The organism is Nostoc sp. NMS7, assembly GCF_017115085.1.
Classification (GTDB): Bacteria; Cyanobacteriota; Cyanobacteriia; order Cyanobacteriales; family Nostocaceae; genus Nostoc.
Genome location: NZ_JABXKJ010000172.1, coordinates 17,637 through 34,368, shown reverse-complemented (window position 1 = coordinate 34,368; position 16,732 = coordinate 17,637). Strand labels below are relative to the sequence as shown.

General features: G+C 41.8%; 13 protein-coding genes and 1 pseudogene. 4 read left to right on the top strand and 10 right to left on the bottom strand.

Annotation, left to right across the window (positions count from 1 at the left end):
• Window positions 1-90: 90 nt before the first annotated feature.
• Window positions 91-1,365, top strand: a complete 1,275-nt coding sequence (gene efeB / locus HWQ38_RS18705; protein WP_292796264.1) for an iron uptake transporter deferrochelatase/peroxidase subunit — start codon at window positions 91-93, stop codon at window positions 1,363-1,365.
• A 47-nt stretch (window positions 1,366-1,412) separates the two neighbouring features.
• On the opposite strand, the gene HWQ38_RS18700 is transcribed toward efeB, so the two are convergent.
• Window positions 1,413-1,610, bottom strand: coding sequence for a hypothetical protein (locus HWQ38_RS18700; protein WP_292796262.1), 198 nt, complete (start codon window positions 1,608-1,610; stop codon window positions 1,413-1,415).
• Here HWQ38_RS18700 and HWQ38_RS18695 point away from each other — a divergent pair.
• Both HWQ38_RS18695 and HWQ38_RS18690 read left to right on the top strand, forming a co-directional pair.
• The gene (locus HWQ38_RS18695; protein WP_335238126.1) at window positions 1,602-1,841 is read left to right on the top strand and encodes a PepSY-associated TM helix domain-containing protein; all 240 of its coding nucleotides are present in this window, start codon (window positions 1,602-1,604) and stop codon (window positions 1,839-1,841) included. The genes HWQ38_RS18700 and HWQ38_RS18695 overlap by 9 nt on opposite strands.
• Window positions 1,841-2,074 (top strand): PepSY domain-containing protein, encoded by a 234-nt coding sequence (locus tag HWQ38_RS18690; protein WP_292796260.1) that lies wholly within the window; start codon window positions 1,841-1,843, stop codon window positions 2,072-2,074. The genes HWQ38_RS18695 and HWQ38_RS18690 overlap by 1 nt, the downstream gene beginning before the upstream one ends.
• A gap of 46 nt (window positions 2,075-2,120) precedes the next feature.
• On the opposite strand, the gene recN is transcribed toward HWQ38_RS18690, so the two are convergent.
• On the bottom strand, window positions 2,121-3,869 hold the full coding sequence (gene recN / locus HWQ38_RS18685) for a DNA repair protein RecN (RefSeq protein WP_292796429.1): 1,749 nt from the start codon (window positions 3,867-3,869) through the stop codon (window positions 2,121-2,123).
• Window positions 3,870-4,126: 257 nt separating this feature from the next.
• Here recN and HWQ38_RS18680 point away from each other — a divergent pair, with 257 nt between their 5' ends.
• Window positions 4,127-6,112: an AarF/ABC1/UbiB kinase family protein gene (locus HWQ38_RS18680; protein WP_292796258.1), complete on the top strand. Its 1,986-nt coding sequence runs from the start codon at window positions 4,127-4,129 to the stop codon at window positions 6,110-6,112.
• A 99-nt stretch (window positions 6,113-6,211) separates the two neighbouring features.
• Here the strand turns inward: HWQ38_RS18680 and HWQ38_RS18675 are convergent, their stop codons facing one another.
• From HWQ38_RS18675 to HWQ38_RS18640, 8 genes and pseudogenes are all read right to left on the bottom strand, one after another.
• Window positions 6,212-6,523, bottom strand: a complete 312-nt coding sequence (locus HWQ38_RS18675) for a type II toxin-antitoxin system VapC family toxin (RefSeq protein ID WP_292796255.1) — start codon at window positions 6,521-6,523, stop codon at window positions 6,212-6,214.
• Window positions 6,524-6,596: 73 nt separating this feature from the next.
• Window positions 6,597-7,049 (bottom strand): hypothetical protein, encoded by a 453-nt coding sequence (locus HWQ38_RS18670; RefSeq protein ID WP_292796253.1) that lies wholly within the window; start codon window positions 7,047-7,049, stop codon window positions 6,597-6,599.
• 206 nt (window positions 7,050-7,255) lie between these two features.
• Window positions 7,256-7,654 (bottom strand): annotated as a pseudogene (locus HWQ38_RS18665) (hypothetical protein); the annotation flags it as partial.
• 312 nt (window positions 7,655-7,966) lie between these two features.
• Window positions 7,967-10,951 (bottom strand): valine--tRNA ligase, encoded by a 2,985-nt coding sequence (locus tag HWQ38_RS18660; RefSeq protein ID WP_292796251.1) that lies wholly within the window; start codon window positions 10,949-10,951, stop codon window positions 7,967-7,969.
• A 140-nt stretch (window positions 10,952-11,091) separates the two neighbouring features.
• Window positions 11,092-11,799, bottom strand: a complete 708-nt coding sequence (cas5d, locus tag HWQ38_RS18655) for a type I-D CRISPR-associated protein Cas5/Csc1 (RefSeq protein ID WP_292796250.1) — start codon at window positions 11,797-11,799, stop codon at window positions 11,092-11,094.
• Window positions 11,799-12,815 carry a type I-D CRISPR-associated protein Cas7/Csc2 gene (gene cas7d / locus HWQ38_RS18650; protein ID WP_292796248.1) on the bottom strand — a complete coding sequence of 339 codons (1,017 nt, stop codon included), beginning with the start codon at window positions 12,813-12,815 and terminating at the stop codon, window positions 11,799-11,801. The genes cas5d and cas7d overlap by 1 nt, the downstream gene beginning before the upstream one ends.
• Before the next feature lie 51 nt (window positions 12,816-12,866).
• Window positions 12,867-16,235 carry a type I-D CRISPR-associated protein Cas10d/Csc3 gene (gene cas10d, locus HWQ38_RS18645; RefSeq protein ID WP_292796245.1) on the bottom strand — a complete coding sequence of 1,123 codons (3,369 nt, stop codon included), beginning with the start codon at window positions 16,233-16,235 and terminating at the stop codon, window positions 12,867-12,869.
• 8 nt (window positions 16,236-16,243) lie between these two features.
• Entirely contained in the window at window positions 16,244-16,696 is a 453-nt protein-coding gene (locus HWQ38_RS18640; protein ID WP_292796244.1) for a nucleotidyltransferase domain-containing protein, read from the bottom strand.
• Window positions 16,697-16,732 lie beyond the last annotated feature (36 nt).

The window sequence follows — 16,732 nt, the reverse complement described above, 5'->3', positions numbered from 1 at the left end:
GTCATTAGTCATTGGTACTAATGACTAATGACTCGAAATCCCCCGGCTTGAAGCCGGGGGATGAGTTAATCATTCCTAGAGGAGGAAACTATGTCTATTACAAATACAAAGCAACCAAATTTACGCATTACTCCCCAGATCAGCCGTCGTGACTTGCTCATCGGTATGGCCGCAGCAGGTGGTGTAGCAGCTTTGACCAGTTTGGCTTATCAGACTCTTCTAGGAACACCTCTTGACCCATCTGAAGAGATGGTGCCGTTCTTTGGACTTCACCAAGCAGGTATTCTTACCCCTACTCCTGCCTCTGGACTGATGGTTGCATTTGATACAACTGCTGCCAATAAAGCAGATTTAGTGCGGTTGTTCAAAACTTTAACTGAGCGCATCCAGTTTCTCATGGCAGGGGGAACACCCAAGTCGCGCGACCCGAAATTTCCCCCCAATGATTCGGGGATTCTTGGGCCTGTAGTGGTTCCCAATAACTTGACAATCACCCTAGCTGTGGGTAACTCACTGTTCGATAACCGCTTTGGACTTGGCAACTTGAAACCCAAGCGGTTAGATACTATGCCAGGTTTTCCCAATGACCAGCTTGACCCAGATTTATGTCATGGGGATATACTGTTGCAATTCTGTGCGAATACTGAAGAATCGAATCTCCACGCTTTACGTGACATTATTAAGAACTTGCCTGACTTGATAACTTTGCGTTGGCAAATAGCAGGGTTTCTGCCGCCGAATACCCACAAAAAACAAGGTAAAACTACGGTGCGTAACCTGCTTGGTTTTAAAGATGGGACAGCAAATCTAGATGCTAGCGATGAAAAATTGATGAACCGGATTGTCTGGGTACAGCCAAATAGCAGCGAACCAGCTTGGACAGTCGGGGGAAGCTATCAAGTGGTGCGGGTGATCCGCAACTTAGTGGAACGCTGGGATCGGACACCACTACAGGAACAAGAGACAATTATTGGACGCGATAAGGACTCTGGCGCACCCTTGGGGATGAATCACGAGAAAGATATTCCCAATTATGCTCAAGACCCCAAGGGTCAAAAAATCCGCCTAGATGCTCATATCCGCCTTGCTAATCCCCGCAAATCAGAGTCGAGTTTGATTCTGCGGCGTGGTTTCAATTATTCACGCGGGTTTGACAAAGCTGGACAGTTAGATATGGGTTTGTTGTTTGTCTGTTTTCAGGCTGATTTAGAAAAGGGCTTTGTGACGGTGCAAAATCGCTTAATTGGGGAACCTTTGGAGGAGTACATTCGCCCGATTGGTGGTGGATATTTCTTTGCTTTACCTGGTGTCAAAGCTGAAGGAGGTTATCTCGGTCAGTCATTACTAGAAACATCATCAGTATAGATTTATGTTTAATTTTTAATTTTTTGGCGATGATTAGCAGCCTGTAATCACAGAGATTCCGCAAAGGCGATCGCATAACTTGCAGATTTACTAGCACTGTCCTGTTCCTTAGTATTGATGCAATCTGACTTGATGCGATCGCCAGGGAGATTTGGCAAACATCTTTCAGTCGCCGAGTTATCTGTGTACCGATGCTGCCATCTTTTACAAGCTAGGAAGATAACGGACAGACGGGCATTCACCATGAAATCCAAACAAATACCAATCTAACATTTTACTTACACCGTTATATCGGCTTAGTCGTTGGACTGGTGGTGATTATCATTGGCTTTACTGGAAGTCTGCTGGTATTTGAAAAGGAAATCAACCAATTCCTGATCAGTCAACAGTTTGGACAGGTGATTCCCCAAGAACAGCGCCTTCCCATAGAATCTGTACTGGAAACGTTTATCTTGACCAGTATACAGGTAAAGTAGTGCAACTAAAAAATGCTCTGAAATCATCAGGGGCTGACCGTTTTCTCGATGCATTTGCACCAATGCACTACGGCACGTTTGGGGGTCTACCAACACGGATTCTGTATGTGTTTGTCGGACTGGGACTATCAACTCTGTCTATTACAGGCTTTATTATGTGGTGGTATCGCTACAAAGGGAAAAATCCCAAACCGCAGACTCAAAAAATGGTTGAGCCGGCAAGCAGGAGTTAGATATTCAACATACTGCGATCGCAAAATTAATTACACAATGTCATTGTCAAATTTGCTGCCCGCGACGATGATTAGCAGCTTGCAATAACAGAGATTCCGCAAAGGCGATCGCATCACTTGCAGATTTACCACCAGCTAACTGCGCTAATTCTTCCCGGCGTGTGGTTAAATTATCTAAGGTAGTAACTCTGACAACGGTACGCTGTTCGGCGTTGTCATTGTTGGCTTTTTTACCTTTACCTTGATTAATAGTTTGCTTATCTACGCGGAAATGCCGATCAGCCATGGCCGCAACTAAAGGTTGGTGAGTAACACATAATACTTGGTTGCGTTGACTCAGGTGGTGTAACTTTTCTGCGATCGCTTGGGCGACTCTTCCCGAAACCCCGACATCAATTTCATCAAAAACCATTGTTCCAGCCACATCAACCTGAGAAAAACAAGCTTTCAGCGCCAGTAAAAAGCGGCTCATTTCCCCGCCAGAGGCAACTTCCGTTAAAGGTTGCAGTGGTTCTCCAGGGTTGGAACTAAACATAAAGGTAATTTTATCTGCTCCCATCGCAGTTGGGGAAGTAGGTACTATCTCAACCAGAAACTTCACCTTTTCCATCGCTAGGGGCTTGAGTTGAGCGATCAAACGTGATTCTAAATTAGCAGCAGCCTTACTCCGCAGTTCAGTTAACTGATTAGTTGCTTGGGTGAGTTTTTCAAAACACGCCTTTTCTTGCTGTTCCAAGTTTTCAATAGATTGTTCGCCGTCGTTAAGTTGGGCTAATTCCCCTTGGATACGTTCGTAATAAGCGATCGCTTCTGTAAGTGTCGGCCCATACTTACGACAAATTTGCTTTAATTCCTGAATCCGTTCTTCCACCTCTTCTAACCGATGCGGATCGGCTTCCAAACCATCACCATAGGCATTAATCTGCCTTCCCACTTCCATTACCGCCGCTTGCGCGTCCCTAACTAATTCCAACAGGGGTTGGAGTTGGATATCATACTCCACCATGTCATTTAATGTCGCCTCACTATTTCCCAATAAATCTGCGGCGGCTGGGGTTTCATTATCGTTTTGATACAAAGCCTGATAAACTTTGTAACTCATCTGTTGTAAATCGACGACATGATTTAGGCGTTCCCGTTCTTGTCCTAACTGTTCTAATTCATTAGCTTCGCTGAGATTGGCTGCTCCCAATTCTTGCACTTGATAGGTAAGCAAGTCGAGTTGTTGTAACCGTTCCCGTTCTGATGTCCGGCGTTTTTCTAATGCTAAATGCGCCTGTTGGTAAGTACCAAAGCTGGTGGCGACTTTATGGCGCTGCTGCATTAGAGAGTCGCCGCCATATAAATCTAACCAGTCGCGGACTTGGGCAGATTGTCCCACTTGTACAGTTTGACCTTGGGCTGTGATTTCCACCAAGCGATCGCGCATTCCTCCCATAATTTGCCGATTTACCAACACGCCATTCACCCGCGATCGGCTGCGGATATTACTAGTGCTGGCTGTGATTTCTCGACTAATAACTACGGAATTTTCATCAAGCAAATCTATTTCTTGTTCAGTCAACCAAGCCGCGAGGGGAGCGTTTGAGGTGAAAGTCGCTTCTACCATCGCCCGACTTGTCCCCGTGCGAATGACTCGACTGGAGACTTTACCACCCAAAGCAGCATCAATGGCATCCAAGATAATCGATTTTCCCGCGCCGGTTTCACCTGTCAACACATTTAGTCCCGCGCCAAATTCCAATTCCAGTTGGTCAATTAGGGCAAAGTTTTCAATTCGCAGACAAAGCAACATCAAGCCAAATTCTCCATGAGGGCAGATGCCAAATACTTCCAATTTACAGGACAATAAGTATGATCTTTCCGCAACTAGCAATAGCTACTACTATTGAACTAGTATGCCCATTTAAGTGTAGCAGACCTATTGGTACTGAAGACTTTTAAGAGCTAGAGGAGCAGGGGAGGTAGGCAGAGAATAATAATACTTATGCCCAATCCCTCAACATATTGTTACAATACTTAACGTGATCGTTCTGACCGGTGGCCTTCTTCATGATTGTTAAGACACTTCCCCCTAGTTCCCAATCGATTCAGGAGGACAGTCGCAACGGCACAAATCGCCGAGGTGAACTGGACGTTATTGATATAGTGCCAGAAGAAAATGGTACACAAAGCTTGGTTGTGGCGCAGATATCGCCCGCCCAAAAGCTGAGGACAACAGCCCAACCTGAAAGGCTTTACGATCCCGTGAGCATAGCGGCGCATTACCAAAACAGACCCCTACAAGTTATCAGGCGGATTTTCGCGGTGTTAAGGCCGAGTCTATCCTTTGCTTTTGGGTTGTGGTCGGATAGTAAACGGGGAATTGTCGTCAAAAATGACCGCCGCCGAGCCACTCAGCTACGAGTATTGCTGACCAAACTGGGGCCTGCTTACATCAAAATTGGACAAGCTTTGTCCACCAGACCCGATCTGGTTCCTCCGGTATACCTAGAAGAATTAACTAAGTTACAAGACCAATTACCGCCTTTTGCCAACGAAATTGCTTACCAGTTTATCAAAGAAGAACTAGGCGCACCTCCCCAAGAGGTTTACGCCGAACTCTCAGCCCAGCCAATTGCTGCGGCTTCATTGGGGCAAGTCTATAAAGGTAAGCTAAAAACTGGTGAAGAAGTTGCCGTTAAAATCCAACGCCCCGACTTAAGAGAGGGAATCACCATTGACTTGTATATCTTGCGTAAGCTGGCTGGTTGGGTGCAGAAAAAAGTTAAGCGGGTAAGAAGTGATTTAGTTGGGATTCTGGATGAATTAGGCGATCGCATTTTTGAAGAGATGGACTACATCCACGAAGGCGAAAATGCCGAGCGATTTTTCCAGCTATACGGTCATATAAAAGACATATATGTACCGAAAATTTACTGGGAATATACCAATCGTCGCGTCTTGACGATGGAGTGGATTAACGGCACCAAATTAACTCAGACAGAAGAAATTAGCGCCCAAGGTATAGATGCTCGTTACCTAATTGAAGTGGGTGTGCAGTGTTCCCTACGCCAGTTGTTAGAACATGGATTTTTCCACGCCGATCCCCACCCTGGTAATTTATTAGCAACACCAGATGGCAAATTAGCTTATCTCGACTTTGGGATGATGAGCGAGATTAAGCCACTACAGCGTTATGGTTTGATTGAAGCGATCGTCCATGTCGTCAACCGCGACTTTGAAGGATTAGCAAAAGACTACGTTAAGTTAGATTTCTTATCACCAGAAACCGATTTAACCCCAATTATCCCAGCTTTTGCGAGAGTCTTTGCTGATGCCCAAGGAGCCAGTGTTGCCGATCTGAATATTAAAAGCATCACCGATGAACTATCGGCTTTGATGTATGAATATCCTTTCCGCGTACCGCCCTACTACGCTTTAATTATTCGCTCCTTGGTGACGCTCGAAGGTATTGCAATATTTATAGATCCCACCTTTAAAGTTCTCAGTGAAGCTTATCCTTACGTTTCTAAACGCCTGTTAACTGATCCAGCACCGCAATTAAGAGCATCATTGCAAGATTTGCTATTTAAAGATGGCAGATTTCGCTGGAATCGCTTAGAAAACTTGTTACGAAATGCGCGTAATAGTCAAGATTACGACTTTAATTTAGTGCTGAATCAGGGAATAGAATTTCTGGCATCTGAACGCGGCGCTTTCATTCGTGACAAGTTAGTAGATGAATCTGTTAACGGACTCGATGCTTTAGGTAAAAATGTTTTGCATAACTTTACCTCCTTGTTGCGGGAACGGGTAGGATTGAGAACAGTTAATGAAACTCCATCGGCGACAGGTGAGCAACAACAAACCTTGGAGCATATCAAACGTATATTAGGTATTCTCCAAGAAACAAAAGGCTTTGACCCAGTGGAACTTGCGCCTAAAATTGCCCAGTTATTGGTAAATTCAGATGTGCAACGTTTAGGTCAACAAATTGCCAACCGCTTCACGCAAAAGGCTGTAGCTAGGTTAATTCGGCAATTATTGGCATCGTAGTAAAAGTTATGAGATGAAGTACCTCTAGCTGGCTTTGCGATCGCTAGAGGTTTCTACATCCTCTAATACTTTGTTGGCATAGCATTACAATCTTTTTAATTATTTTGTAGCAAATAAAACTGCTACTCCATATTTTAGGAATTGAGTATCGGAAGTAATTATAACCATCTTTTCTAAGATCGCTTGTGCTATTAAAAGTCTATCAAAAGGGTCTTTATGATGTTTAGGTAGTGATGCTGCTTTAACAGCGTGGTGTTCTGTTATTGATAAAAAACTAAACTGAGTATCAATAATAGCTTGTAATAAATTCTCTGGAGTTTTAAGCTGTCCTTTTTTTCTTTTTATTTCTATTTCCCAAACACTAACAGCACTAACAAACACTTTGATTTGAAGAATCTGAAATTTGCTCACGAGCTTCAGGTAAAAGACAAGGGTTAATCTTCAAGTGACCATATTAAAGCACAGGTATCAAGCAAGAATTCCATTATTCTTCTATACCAAATTCCGAAAGTATCTCACTTGATGTTTTATAGAAATCCTCTGATATTTCTACCTGCCTTTTCCAAATACCTAAACTTCTACAAGACTTTTGAGTAGAAGGAATTTTTTTTAGTTCACCAATTTCACAAGTGAATACAGGTGAACTAACTACATTCGATTCAGTACTCCGTAAGGTTTTAGGAATAGTTTTTTGAGTAGTTATTTTATTCTCAAAACTAGTTAACTGATGATAATTAAAAACATTCGTATCATCACTAGAAGCAATAGTTTTAAGATGATCAATATACAAATTTTCTTCTTTTATATTTTCTTTAATATCGGTTAAATTTTGTTTTCTAATAATAGAATAAATTTTTTCTTTCAACGATTGTAAGTCTGAAATAGTTAAAGAAGATAGTATGGAAGATATTAAACGTGCCTTCTCGCTAATATACATAATATTATTAGGTGTAAAATCAACAACAATTAACAGCTAAAGACGAAATTTTTATTTCACCACGATTTTAACAAAGTATGTTCAGTTTAACTTTCTTCTTGGGGATAACCATTTTTCTCACGTTTGAGGCTTTCTTCTAAGGCTTGAATTTGTTCACAACGCGCTTCCAATTCTAAGGAACGTCGCACTAAGTCTTGATTTTGCAACTTGAGGCTTTCTTCTAAGGCTTGAATTTGTTCACGACGCGCTTCCAATTCTAAGGAACGTCGCGCTAAGTCTTGATTTTGCAACGTCAGGGATTGTCGCCAATGTTCGGCTCGCTCGGCTTCCTGCTGCAAAAATTCCGGGCTAATACCGATAGTCAGGTAGTTTTGTACTAAATGAAGTACCCAGTTGGTGGCATCTTCTATTCTTTCAATGTCGCCTGTAGGGGAAAGTTCGACTAAAATAAGCAAGTTTTCACTCATGATCTTTCCCTTTCCTAGCAGAATGAAAGCTTCTTCGGGAATTATCGCCCACAAGTTATCAGCTTCTTGACGCGCTAACAAGCGTAACTGGTGCTGGTCTAAAAAATCGTTTTTACGCACCTGGGCTAGATATAGCATGAGGGTCGGTTCGCTCCAATTCATAATCACCGAAGTTCAGATCGCCGCCAGCCTACGCAGTCTGGGAAAATTGCTCCTCTTCTCCCATCGCGCAGCGTCTCGTAGAGAAGGGGAGACAAATTTGGATCTTGTTATACCATTTTAGATTTTAGATTTTAGATTTTAGATTGTGAAACATCCATTGGATAAGCGTTTCAGGTTTCCATGTGTCTCAATCATTTTTCAAATTGGTATTAATTGGTAATGGGTAATTGGGAATTATTGACACTCCTATTAACCCATTACAGTTATCCTAAGCGATGTAGGGGATGCCTACGACAACGCCTGAAGGCGATCGCGCAAAATTTCTACTTGCTTCTGTGCTTCGGCTAAAGCGTCCCGCGCTCCCTGTACCACGTCTGTTCTAGCTCTATCCACAAAACTAGGATTGTTTAATCTGGTACTCAGGGATTGAACTTCTGCTTCAGCTTTACTCAAGCTTTTCTCTAGTTTGGCACGCACAGCTTCAATATCCACTACGCCGCTCAGAGGAATTAGCACTTGTATTGTACCAATCACACCAGCGATCGCATTTTCTGATTCTTGTGGTTGTTCTAATTCTCTCTGCGAGAAAAAACCTCTCCATAATCTTTGTCTAGCTTCAGCAGTTAGTAAATTTTGGCTAACAAACCAAGCTGTGTAACCAAAACCAACTATTTCAAAGAAAGTTCCGACGATGGGAGTGTGATCAATGTCATTTCCTACAGCTAAACCCAATCTACCAAAGACTATCGCCACAATAATTAAGCCAATTGTCTTCAAACCCCTCTGAGGTTTTTTCGCAGCAACAGTTTCGCTTTTTTGCTTGTCAGTAATGGTTAAAGTCTCAACTTTCGCCAAATCTTTAATGTAATCCTGTCCAGCAGTGAGAATTTCTCGCTCCTTCTGGCTTTCAGTTTGCAAATTCGCTATCACTTTTACGCCTGGTTTAATATCCGCTTCCGCACGCAAATTCCGAATTGTGCGGATAGTGCCAATCAGCAATTCAAACTGTTCTTCCAAAGCTGCATCAATTAGGTTTGCATCCACCTGGGGATAGATTTGTAATGGTAAAGTTTGCGGTGAATCTACTGGTTGTTGGGTGAGAGTTTGCCAAATTTCCTCGGTAATATGAGGCATGAAGGGATGAAGTAATTTTAAAATTCCTTCCAGCACATAGCCAAGGCTTTGTTGTGCTACCCGCCGCGATGCCGGTTCTGCATCTGGCTGAAGGCGAGATTTCACCAGTTCAATATACTGATCGCAGAAATCACCCCAAATGAATTCGTACAATCCCTTTGCTGCTTCCCCTAAACCGTAATTATCGATGTAATTGGTGGTTTGTTTGACAACTTGATGATAGCGCGAGAGAATCCAGCGATCGCTCAATTCTCTAGCTACTGGGTTCCCCAATTGTTGCGGCGTTTGTCCATCCAAATTCATCATCACAAACCGGGCTGCATTCCACAACTTGTTAGTAAAGTTGCGGGATGCCTCCACCGATGCTGATTCATCCTTTTTGCGATCGTACTCCAATCTCATATCTTGACCAGCCCCCGCCACTTCCCGAATTAGGGTATACCGCAGGGCATCAGTACCATATTTGTCAATTAATAACAACGGGTCAATACCATTACCTTTGGTCTTAGACATCTTCTGACCTTTTTCATCCAGCACCAAACCGTGAATGTAAACCGTTTGGAAAGGCATTTGCCCCGTAAAATGCCCAGCCATCATGGTCATTCTGGCTACCCAGAAAAAGATGATATCAAAGCCTGTTACTAAAGTCGTAGTCGGGTAATAAGTTGCTAAATCCTGAGTTTGTTCTGGCCAGCCCAAAGTCGAAAATGGCCAGAGTCCAGAAGAAAACCAAGTATCTAACACATCTGGGTCTTGTTCTAATTTGACATTTTCCCCAAATTGTACTTTAGCTTTTTCCCAAGCTTCAGTTTCGGATTTCGCCACCACAAACGGGGTGTTATCGGTAATTTGCCCATCCGTTTCACTGACAGCATACCAAGCCGGAATTTGGTGTCCCCACCATAATTGGCGAGAGATACACCAATCATTGAGTTTTACTAGCCAATCACGATAGACCTTAGTCCAGCGTTGGGGGACAAACCCTGGAGAATTTTGCTGGTCGAGGAATTCGAGAGTGTTGTCAGCTAGGGGGCGAATTTTGACAAACCACTGCGTTGAGAGGAGAGGTTCAATCGGTACTTTACCGCGATCGCTGTAGGGAACGGTATGCTTATAATCTTCTATCTTCACCAAAAAGCCATCTGTTTCTAGGCGAGAAACCACATTTTTTCTCGCAACAAAGCGGTCTTGTCCTTGAAAGTCCCCGGCATTGGCGTTAAGAGTGCCGTCTTTATTCATAATATTAATCAACGGCAGATTGTGACGCTTACCCATGTCAAAATCATTTGGGTCATGGGCGGGAGTCACCTTCACGCAACCCGTGCCGAAAGTGGGGTCAACAAATTCATCGCCAATAATCGGAATTTCTCGGTGTAGAATGGGCAGAGTTAAAGTTTTGCCAATGAGATGTTTGTAGCGATCGTCATTGGGATTAACCGCTACAGCCGTATCGCCCAGCATAGTTTCTGGTCTAGTTGTCGCCACCTCTACAAAACCGGAACCATCGGTGAGGGGATAGTGGAAATGCCAAAGATTCCCATTAACCTCTTGATTTTCCACCTCAACATCAGACACAGCCGACTGGGAAGCTGGACACCAGTTAACTAAATATTCACCACGATAAATTAAACCTTCCTCGTAAAGGCGAGTAAACGCCTCGACAACAGCTTTAGATAAACCCTCATCCAGAGTAAACCTTTCCCGTGACCAGTCCACCGAGACACCCAAACGTCGTAGCTGATTCAGAATCGTTCCCTCAGACTCCGCCTTCCATTGCCAAGCGCGTTCTAGGAACTTCTCGCGCCCCAACTCGTAACGAGTCTTACCCTCTGTCTTGAGTTGCCTTTCCAGCATAGTATGCACAGCAATGCTGGCGTGGTCAGTTCCAGGTAGCCACAGGGTATTGCGCCCCTGCATCCGGTGGTAGCGCACGAGGGTATCAATCAACGCACTTTCAAAAGCGTGACCCATGTGTAAGCTGCCGGTGACATTAGGGGGTGGAATGACGATGCAATAAGGTTCACCGCCTTTGTTGGGGTCAGCTTTATAAACTTGGTTGTCTTCCCAGAATTTTTGCCACTTGGCTTCAGTGGAAAAGGGGTCGTAGAGACTGGGGAGATTGGGAATGGTTGCGGTCATGTGGGGCAAACTAAAGAAGGGACTCTAATAAATTTTGCCACAGGGTTGGAGAGGGTTTATATGGAAACGAAGCGCAGAGGCGCAGAGAACGCGGAGGGAAGAGAGGTGGGAGAGGAATTGAATCGGGTTTCGGGAAGTAATTAACCCTTAAAACGATATTCCATGCGAACCGGAAGTTTTAGTTCTTTAATGTCTTCAAATTGATAGTACTGACCTCGCATTTGGACATTTTGAATTAAGCTAACTGGAGGCATATTTACCACGTCATAGCTAATCACTTGATTAGTAAACATCACATCTAAAGGATTTAATGGATGTGTACAAATGAATATACCTTCAGTAATTTTAGGTTTCGGTAATTGTTCAACCGTTACTTCAGCCTTGCTCATCCATTTACCCAAGCGAATCCACTTTGGTAGTTTGAGTTCTTTTTGGGAAATGACAAAAAACTCAAATTTACTTTCTGCTGCTATTTCTTTTGCTCTACCAAAACTAGGGATATTTTTCTGTGTTTTCTCCATTTCAACGTGGTAGTTGTTGTTAGCATACTTCCAGGTGTTGAGGATGGAAGAATGATTGAGCGATCGCGCCGGAGTTACGTAAATTTGCTGTTGATTGAGTGGCGTTAAATGCTCCTGATATTTTGGCACTTGTTCGGGGCAAAAATAGCGATAGGAATGTTCTTCTGCAACGGTAGTAGAGTAGATTTTGCTATCAACTAAACCCAGTGCATAACAGAGGGCATAATTGTGAATTATGGCTTCTGTTTCATACAATCGTCCAATTTCACGAGTTGCATAATAAAGACTGTCATGAAGTTCTATTTGACAGCGATAAATAATTGCCATTACTCTTTCCCCGCCTTAGCAGCCGTTTTCTTTTTGCTGATGTGCTTCTTGGCATAATCTTTAGCTTCTGCATCAGCTTTTTGTAAAATTGCCTGAATTCCTTTCTCACTTCCTGTTAAAGCTTTGACTTCATTAATTATGGATACAAAAGCATCACCAATGAAATCTGTGTGAACAATAAACTCATCAGCCATTAACGCCTCAATAGCATTCTTAGCAGCAGTAATCACATCATCTTCATCTAGCGGATCGGGAGCATTTAAAGTATTATTAGATTTCATTTTATCATATATTGCCTGAGTCCAACGCAGGTTACTGGTGATTTCTCCATCTGCAAAGACAACACCAATTAACTCATTTCTAACACGACCTGTACGCGTGGTTTGCGCTCCATAATGACGAGTTCGGAGAATGTTATTAAAAACGTAAAGGAAGCTAGCTTCAGTGGGGTCTTTCAAGGTGACAATACTAGGAAAGAAAACTTGCGGTCTAATGTGGTCTTGTTGATTAATTCGACTGGTAACTTCACCAGGTTTAGAACCATTTTCACCCTTGGAAGCCATCGTACCATTTTCATAAGGAGCGTTGAGGGTGAATGTTTCGTGTGATTCATCGAAAGCTGTAATTGAAAATGCCGTGTCTACTACAACTTTCGATTTTTCAGAGCCAGAGTCACCAATAGCAAAGCCGTAAATGATGCAATCAGGATTATCCATTGCAAAATTCACGTTGTATTCGCATTCTTCAGCAGTGATTAATCCATAGTTACGCAGCAATTCCCGACCAACTAAACGCTCTGGAGTAGACTGTTTGCGCTTGAACATTGACAAACGGCTAATTGTGGTTTTGTCTTTAACTCCTGCTCTTACTCGTGCTTTATTTAGTTCTGCATCTGTCTGGAATAGTGGATAAGATTCAGTAATGCGAATAGTCAAGAAATGAACATATTTACCCATTGGTTTGTAAGGAATCTCAGTTTGAAAGAATTTAGGTTCAACAGTTTTTAAAATTGCCATGATTTATCTCCAAAGAATTATTTACTACTTGTTTACGTATAGAAAAAGAATTTAGTCCTGTTCATTAACATCATCTATTACAGGAATATTTTCATCTTTTACTGCATTTTCTTTGTCATCTTCAAGGCGATAAAGAAATTCGCAAGTATCTCGAATTAAGTTGAGTTGACGACCAGCTAAACGAGCGCGATCGCCTGCAAATGAGTTATCAAATACCTCCACTACAAAATACTTTGCAAAATCTAGAACAGCTTGCCGTTCTTCTTCTCGTTTGCTCATGATCCAACGTCCTTCAGCAGTAGAAGAATGAACACGATCCATGAGTTTAAAAACTTCTGCTGCAACAGCCGCAACTAATGTTTCTCCCTGAAACACACTTGACTCAGCTTTGAGTATAGTTTCAGCCGCAATATCAACTGGTTTCAACACAGCATTAGACTTAGGATTATAACGCTTATTAGCTCGGTAAAATCTGCGGTATAAATCTGTTAATTTCTTAGGATGATTCAGACTTGATACTTCTCCCACAATTAATTGCTCCATATTAATGTCATATTTCACATAAGGGTCAAAACAAGGATAAAAATGATAGGCATAAAGCCGGATTTTTTCAATTCGCGCTGTTTCCGAACCCTGGTTACGCACCCAGCGATTGAGGTAAGAAAAGACGTACAATGGACTGGTTTCAAAATCTTTAGCCAGTTCTGTAAATCTGCCCCAGTTGGCATCGTAACCAGTCTTACCTTGTCGCGCATTCACATCTAAATGAATCGCATAAGCGGCAGTAAGCACATTTAAAGGTGCTGGGTATTGGATGCCGTTTTCATTCCAGCCTTCGAGAATGTAGTCAAGACGGAAGCGATCGCGCCTTACTAAAGCACGGAAAGCATGAGGCGCACTATCAAGGAAAACGCTTTCCTCAAACTCAGCCCCATCATTAAAGGGTGGAATCGGTGACTCTGAAACCACAGTTTTAACATCTAAAATCATCGGGAAAGCAAACGCTAACCAAGTTGGCATTATCCAAGATTCTGTATCAGTGCTGTCTCTTCCTGGTGGGAGCGCCATGAAGTAAAATGTTAAAGGCTGGTCTTCAGGATAGGAAAGTTTAAAGATGCGATCCTTGTCACGCTGGAGGTTTTCATCGATTAAGAAACTATCTACACTTTGGTAGCGATCGCGCCCCAAATCCGCCTGTAAATCCTTACTGATAAAATGATTGCGAACGCTGGTATCAAAGCGAGTTTGAGCAATACCATTGTATGCTTTCTGCAAAAACTTGTTAGTCTCTGGAGTAAAGTAATAAGTAGGATAAAAGTAGAGATAGCGATATTTACCATCTTCAAATCGCTTACCTACAGCTTGAGTTTGATTCATCAATATTTGCCTCAGCATCATCTCCACACCTGCAATACTAGAGATATTGCGTTTAGCGTTAGAACCTCCTAACATTTGCTTGTTTGTATAAACTTGAGGCGTAAATAAAACTGCTGATTCCATTTGCTCAGTAACCGTGTAAGCAGAATGAGAAATTGAGCAGATTAATTGTTTCCCTCGCCCTGATTTTTTGGCAGCATTGTAATTATCTAACTCATTTAGAAATGTTTCAACTTGAGTTTTAACAGATGGCTCTTGATTAGTGCCTGGTAACATCACAACTCGTTTTACCCAAAGCCTTAAATCATCCCAACCATCAGGTAATTCATACTGAGAAATTATCGGAAAAATTAAAGTTGTCAAATAGTCAATGACTTGCTGACAAGCTTCGCGTATATCTTCAATTCCTGGATGATGTTCTAAATATTTAGCTGCTAGATAATACCATTCATAAGGTACTCCTCCAGTATTTCCCTTTAACTTGTTTTCTTTGAGACTTTCATTAATGCGTTGAATTTCTCTAATTTTGGGTAAATATGCTGCTAAATTCCAAAACTCTGCAACTTTGTGAGTTAAATCAAAATCGGGAATTGCTGGCAGCTTTTTATCTTTTTTACGAGCAGAATCAACGCGATTAACTGTCTCTTCCCAAATCTTCCGGCTAACTAAATCACCAAATTCTGCTATTTGGTCAATACGGATATCGTCTTCAAATGTGAAGTCATAATCAGCAGATAAAACTTTTTGTTGCTGAAACTTATTCAGATTTTCGCTGCGACTTTTAGCAACAGAGCCTTTATTAGGGTTTAAGATGCGTAATGTAGCATCTAAGGCTACTTCCATCAAGCCTATATCGTCAAAAAATAAGTTGTAATATTCGGCATATTTCATGCCTTTGCCATCTCTACCAAATCCTGTTTGTCTAAAGCGTAATTGATCTGCACAAAGTGATTTAATATTGTTAACTACACGGTGTGGTAAATCTTCCGGCGAGATAGCTGGAGCATTGCGCGAAGCCAAGTATATTACGCCTGTTGGCAGATATAATAAAGGTTCATAGTAGGTATGCTCATCAGTATTGAGACTAGTATGAGCCTGAATTAAAGCATTATTCACCACATTAGTTAAAACACCACGATTCTCAGCAATGCTGTGATAGGTAAATTTTAATTGCCCATCACTCAGGCTATGAATGATTTCTTTGAGTCTAGGATGTTCTGCGTCTTGGGGATGTTTAACAATTGAGGCGAGAGAATCAGCCAAACAAGTTAAATCAGATAAACTGCGAAGCGTGCGGTCTTTGAGAACAGGATTCAAGCCGAATTCAGAAAAATTCCAGTTAGTATCCCAGCGACGTTGAGCATTATAAGCCATGCACAACAAATCATCTAGATACTGTCGATAAGCTTCAGGATTTTCTAGATTTATAAAGTTATCTAATCCTAACTGGTGAACTTTTTTCTCAATAATTTCACGATGTTCTGCTAGCGGTAGCTTGCGGCAGTTTTCAGGTACATCAGGAAACTTTTCAAAATCATGTAAAATAAATCCAGCAATTACCAAACGCCGTTCTCGCTCTTTCACCACTCGCTGCACTGTGGTATTAAGTTTTTCTAAACGTTTCTCAATTAAATTAGCGGGGAATAATCCATTAAGTAAGTGAGTATTCAGTGATTGATCAGCAGCATTATCTCGTCTGACTTTAGTTTTTCCTTCTGCTTCTCGCTGTTGGTCAATTTCATCAAAAAACTTACCGCCTTTTGCTGTTACACCAATGGCTATCCGCAACAGATTTGGTAAAACATACTCGGCAAAGTCTGCCATTACGTTATCATTAGGATTTTGAGCCTTAATAGCTTCACGCAATAACTTGAGTGTTAATAATTCGCCTTCGGTTTCAATAGTACGGTCTGAAGAATCACCATCAAATCCAAAATCACCCGATAACCAATCATCATCTACTGCTTCAGGATTCCCATCATTTTCTGTTGCCAAGAGTGATAATTGTTGATAATCATCTGAATTTTTATTTTTTTTAGCCATCTTCTTGACTATACACCCCACCTTTGGAGAAACTGTTCAATATGTTGTCGGTTAATATTTTCAATTTTTTTAAGCTCCGAATTACTCAATAGCATTCTTTGTTTAAAACTATCAAATTCTTCTGGATTATCCTCATACAAAACTTTACCGTCACGAGCAACGAAATGTGATATGAGTCCAGAGCATTGATTTAGCTCTACAATATCAATTTGATCAGAATTTATTTTAAATATTTCCCCAATAACTATAGGTAATTCAAACCAAAGAAAAGCATTATCTTTGACATAAGCCTGACGTTGTTCTTGATCACACAAAACGGCAAAATCCCAGTCACTTTTAGCATTGGTGTTACCAGTAGCTCTAGAACCAAACAGAACTAACATTTTCAAGTAAGGAATTTTTTCTGGTATTTGTGAGGAAAGTTCTTGCAACTCTGCAATTGTCGGTGTGTTGTTTTGCATTTGATGATTCTCCATGCGGATAAATAATCGTCAACA

What these genes read in the sequence shown, in the direction of transcription:
- HWQ38_RS18660 (WP_292796251.1), bottom strand. Translation starts at nt 10,951, where the DNA reads ATGACCGCAACCATTCCCAATCTCCCCAGTCTCTACGACCCCTTTTCC.
- recN (WP_292796429.1), bottom strand. Translation starts at nt 3,869, where the DNA reads ATGTTGCTTTGTCTGCGAATTGAAAACTTTGCCCTAATTGACCAACTG.
- cas5d (WP_292796250.1), bottom strand. Translation starts at nt 11,799, where the DNA reads ATGGCAATTATTTATCGCTGTCAAATAGAACTTCATGACAGTCTTTAT.
- HWQ38_RS18680 (WP_292796258.1), top strand. Translation starts at nt 4,127, where the DNA reads ATGATTGTTAAGACACTTCCCCCTAGTTCCCAATCGATTCAGGAGGAC.
- efeB (WP_292796264.1), top strand. Translation starts at nt 91, where the DNA reads ATGTCTATTACAAATACAAAGCAACCAAATTTACGCATTACTCCCCAG.
- cas7d (WP_292796248.1), bottom strand. Translation starts at nt 12,815, where the DNA reads ATGGCAATTTTAAAAACTGTTGAACCTAAATTCTTTCAAACTGAGATT.
- HWQ38_RS18670 (WP_292796253.1), bottom strand. Translation starts at nt 7,049, where the DNA reads ATGTATATTAGCGAGAAGGCACGTTTAATATCTTCCATACTATCTTCT.
- HWQ38_RS18640 (WP_292796244.1), bottom strand. Translation starts at nt 16,696, where the DNA reads ATGCAAAACAACACACCGACAATTGCAGAGTTGCAAGAACTTTCCTCA.
- HWQ38_RS18700 (WP_292796262.1), bottom strand. Translation starts at nt 1,610, where the DNA reads ATGGTGAATGCCCGTCTGTCCGTTATCTTCCTAGCTTGTAAAAGATGG.
- cas10d (WP_292796245.1), bottom strand. Translation starts at nt 16,235, where the DNA reads ATGGCTAAAAAAAATAAAAATTCAGATGATTATCAACAATTATCACTC.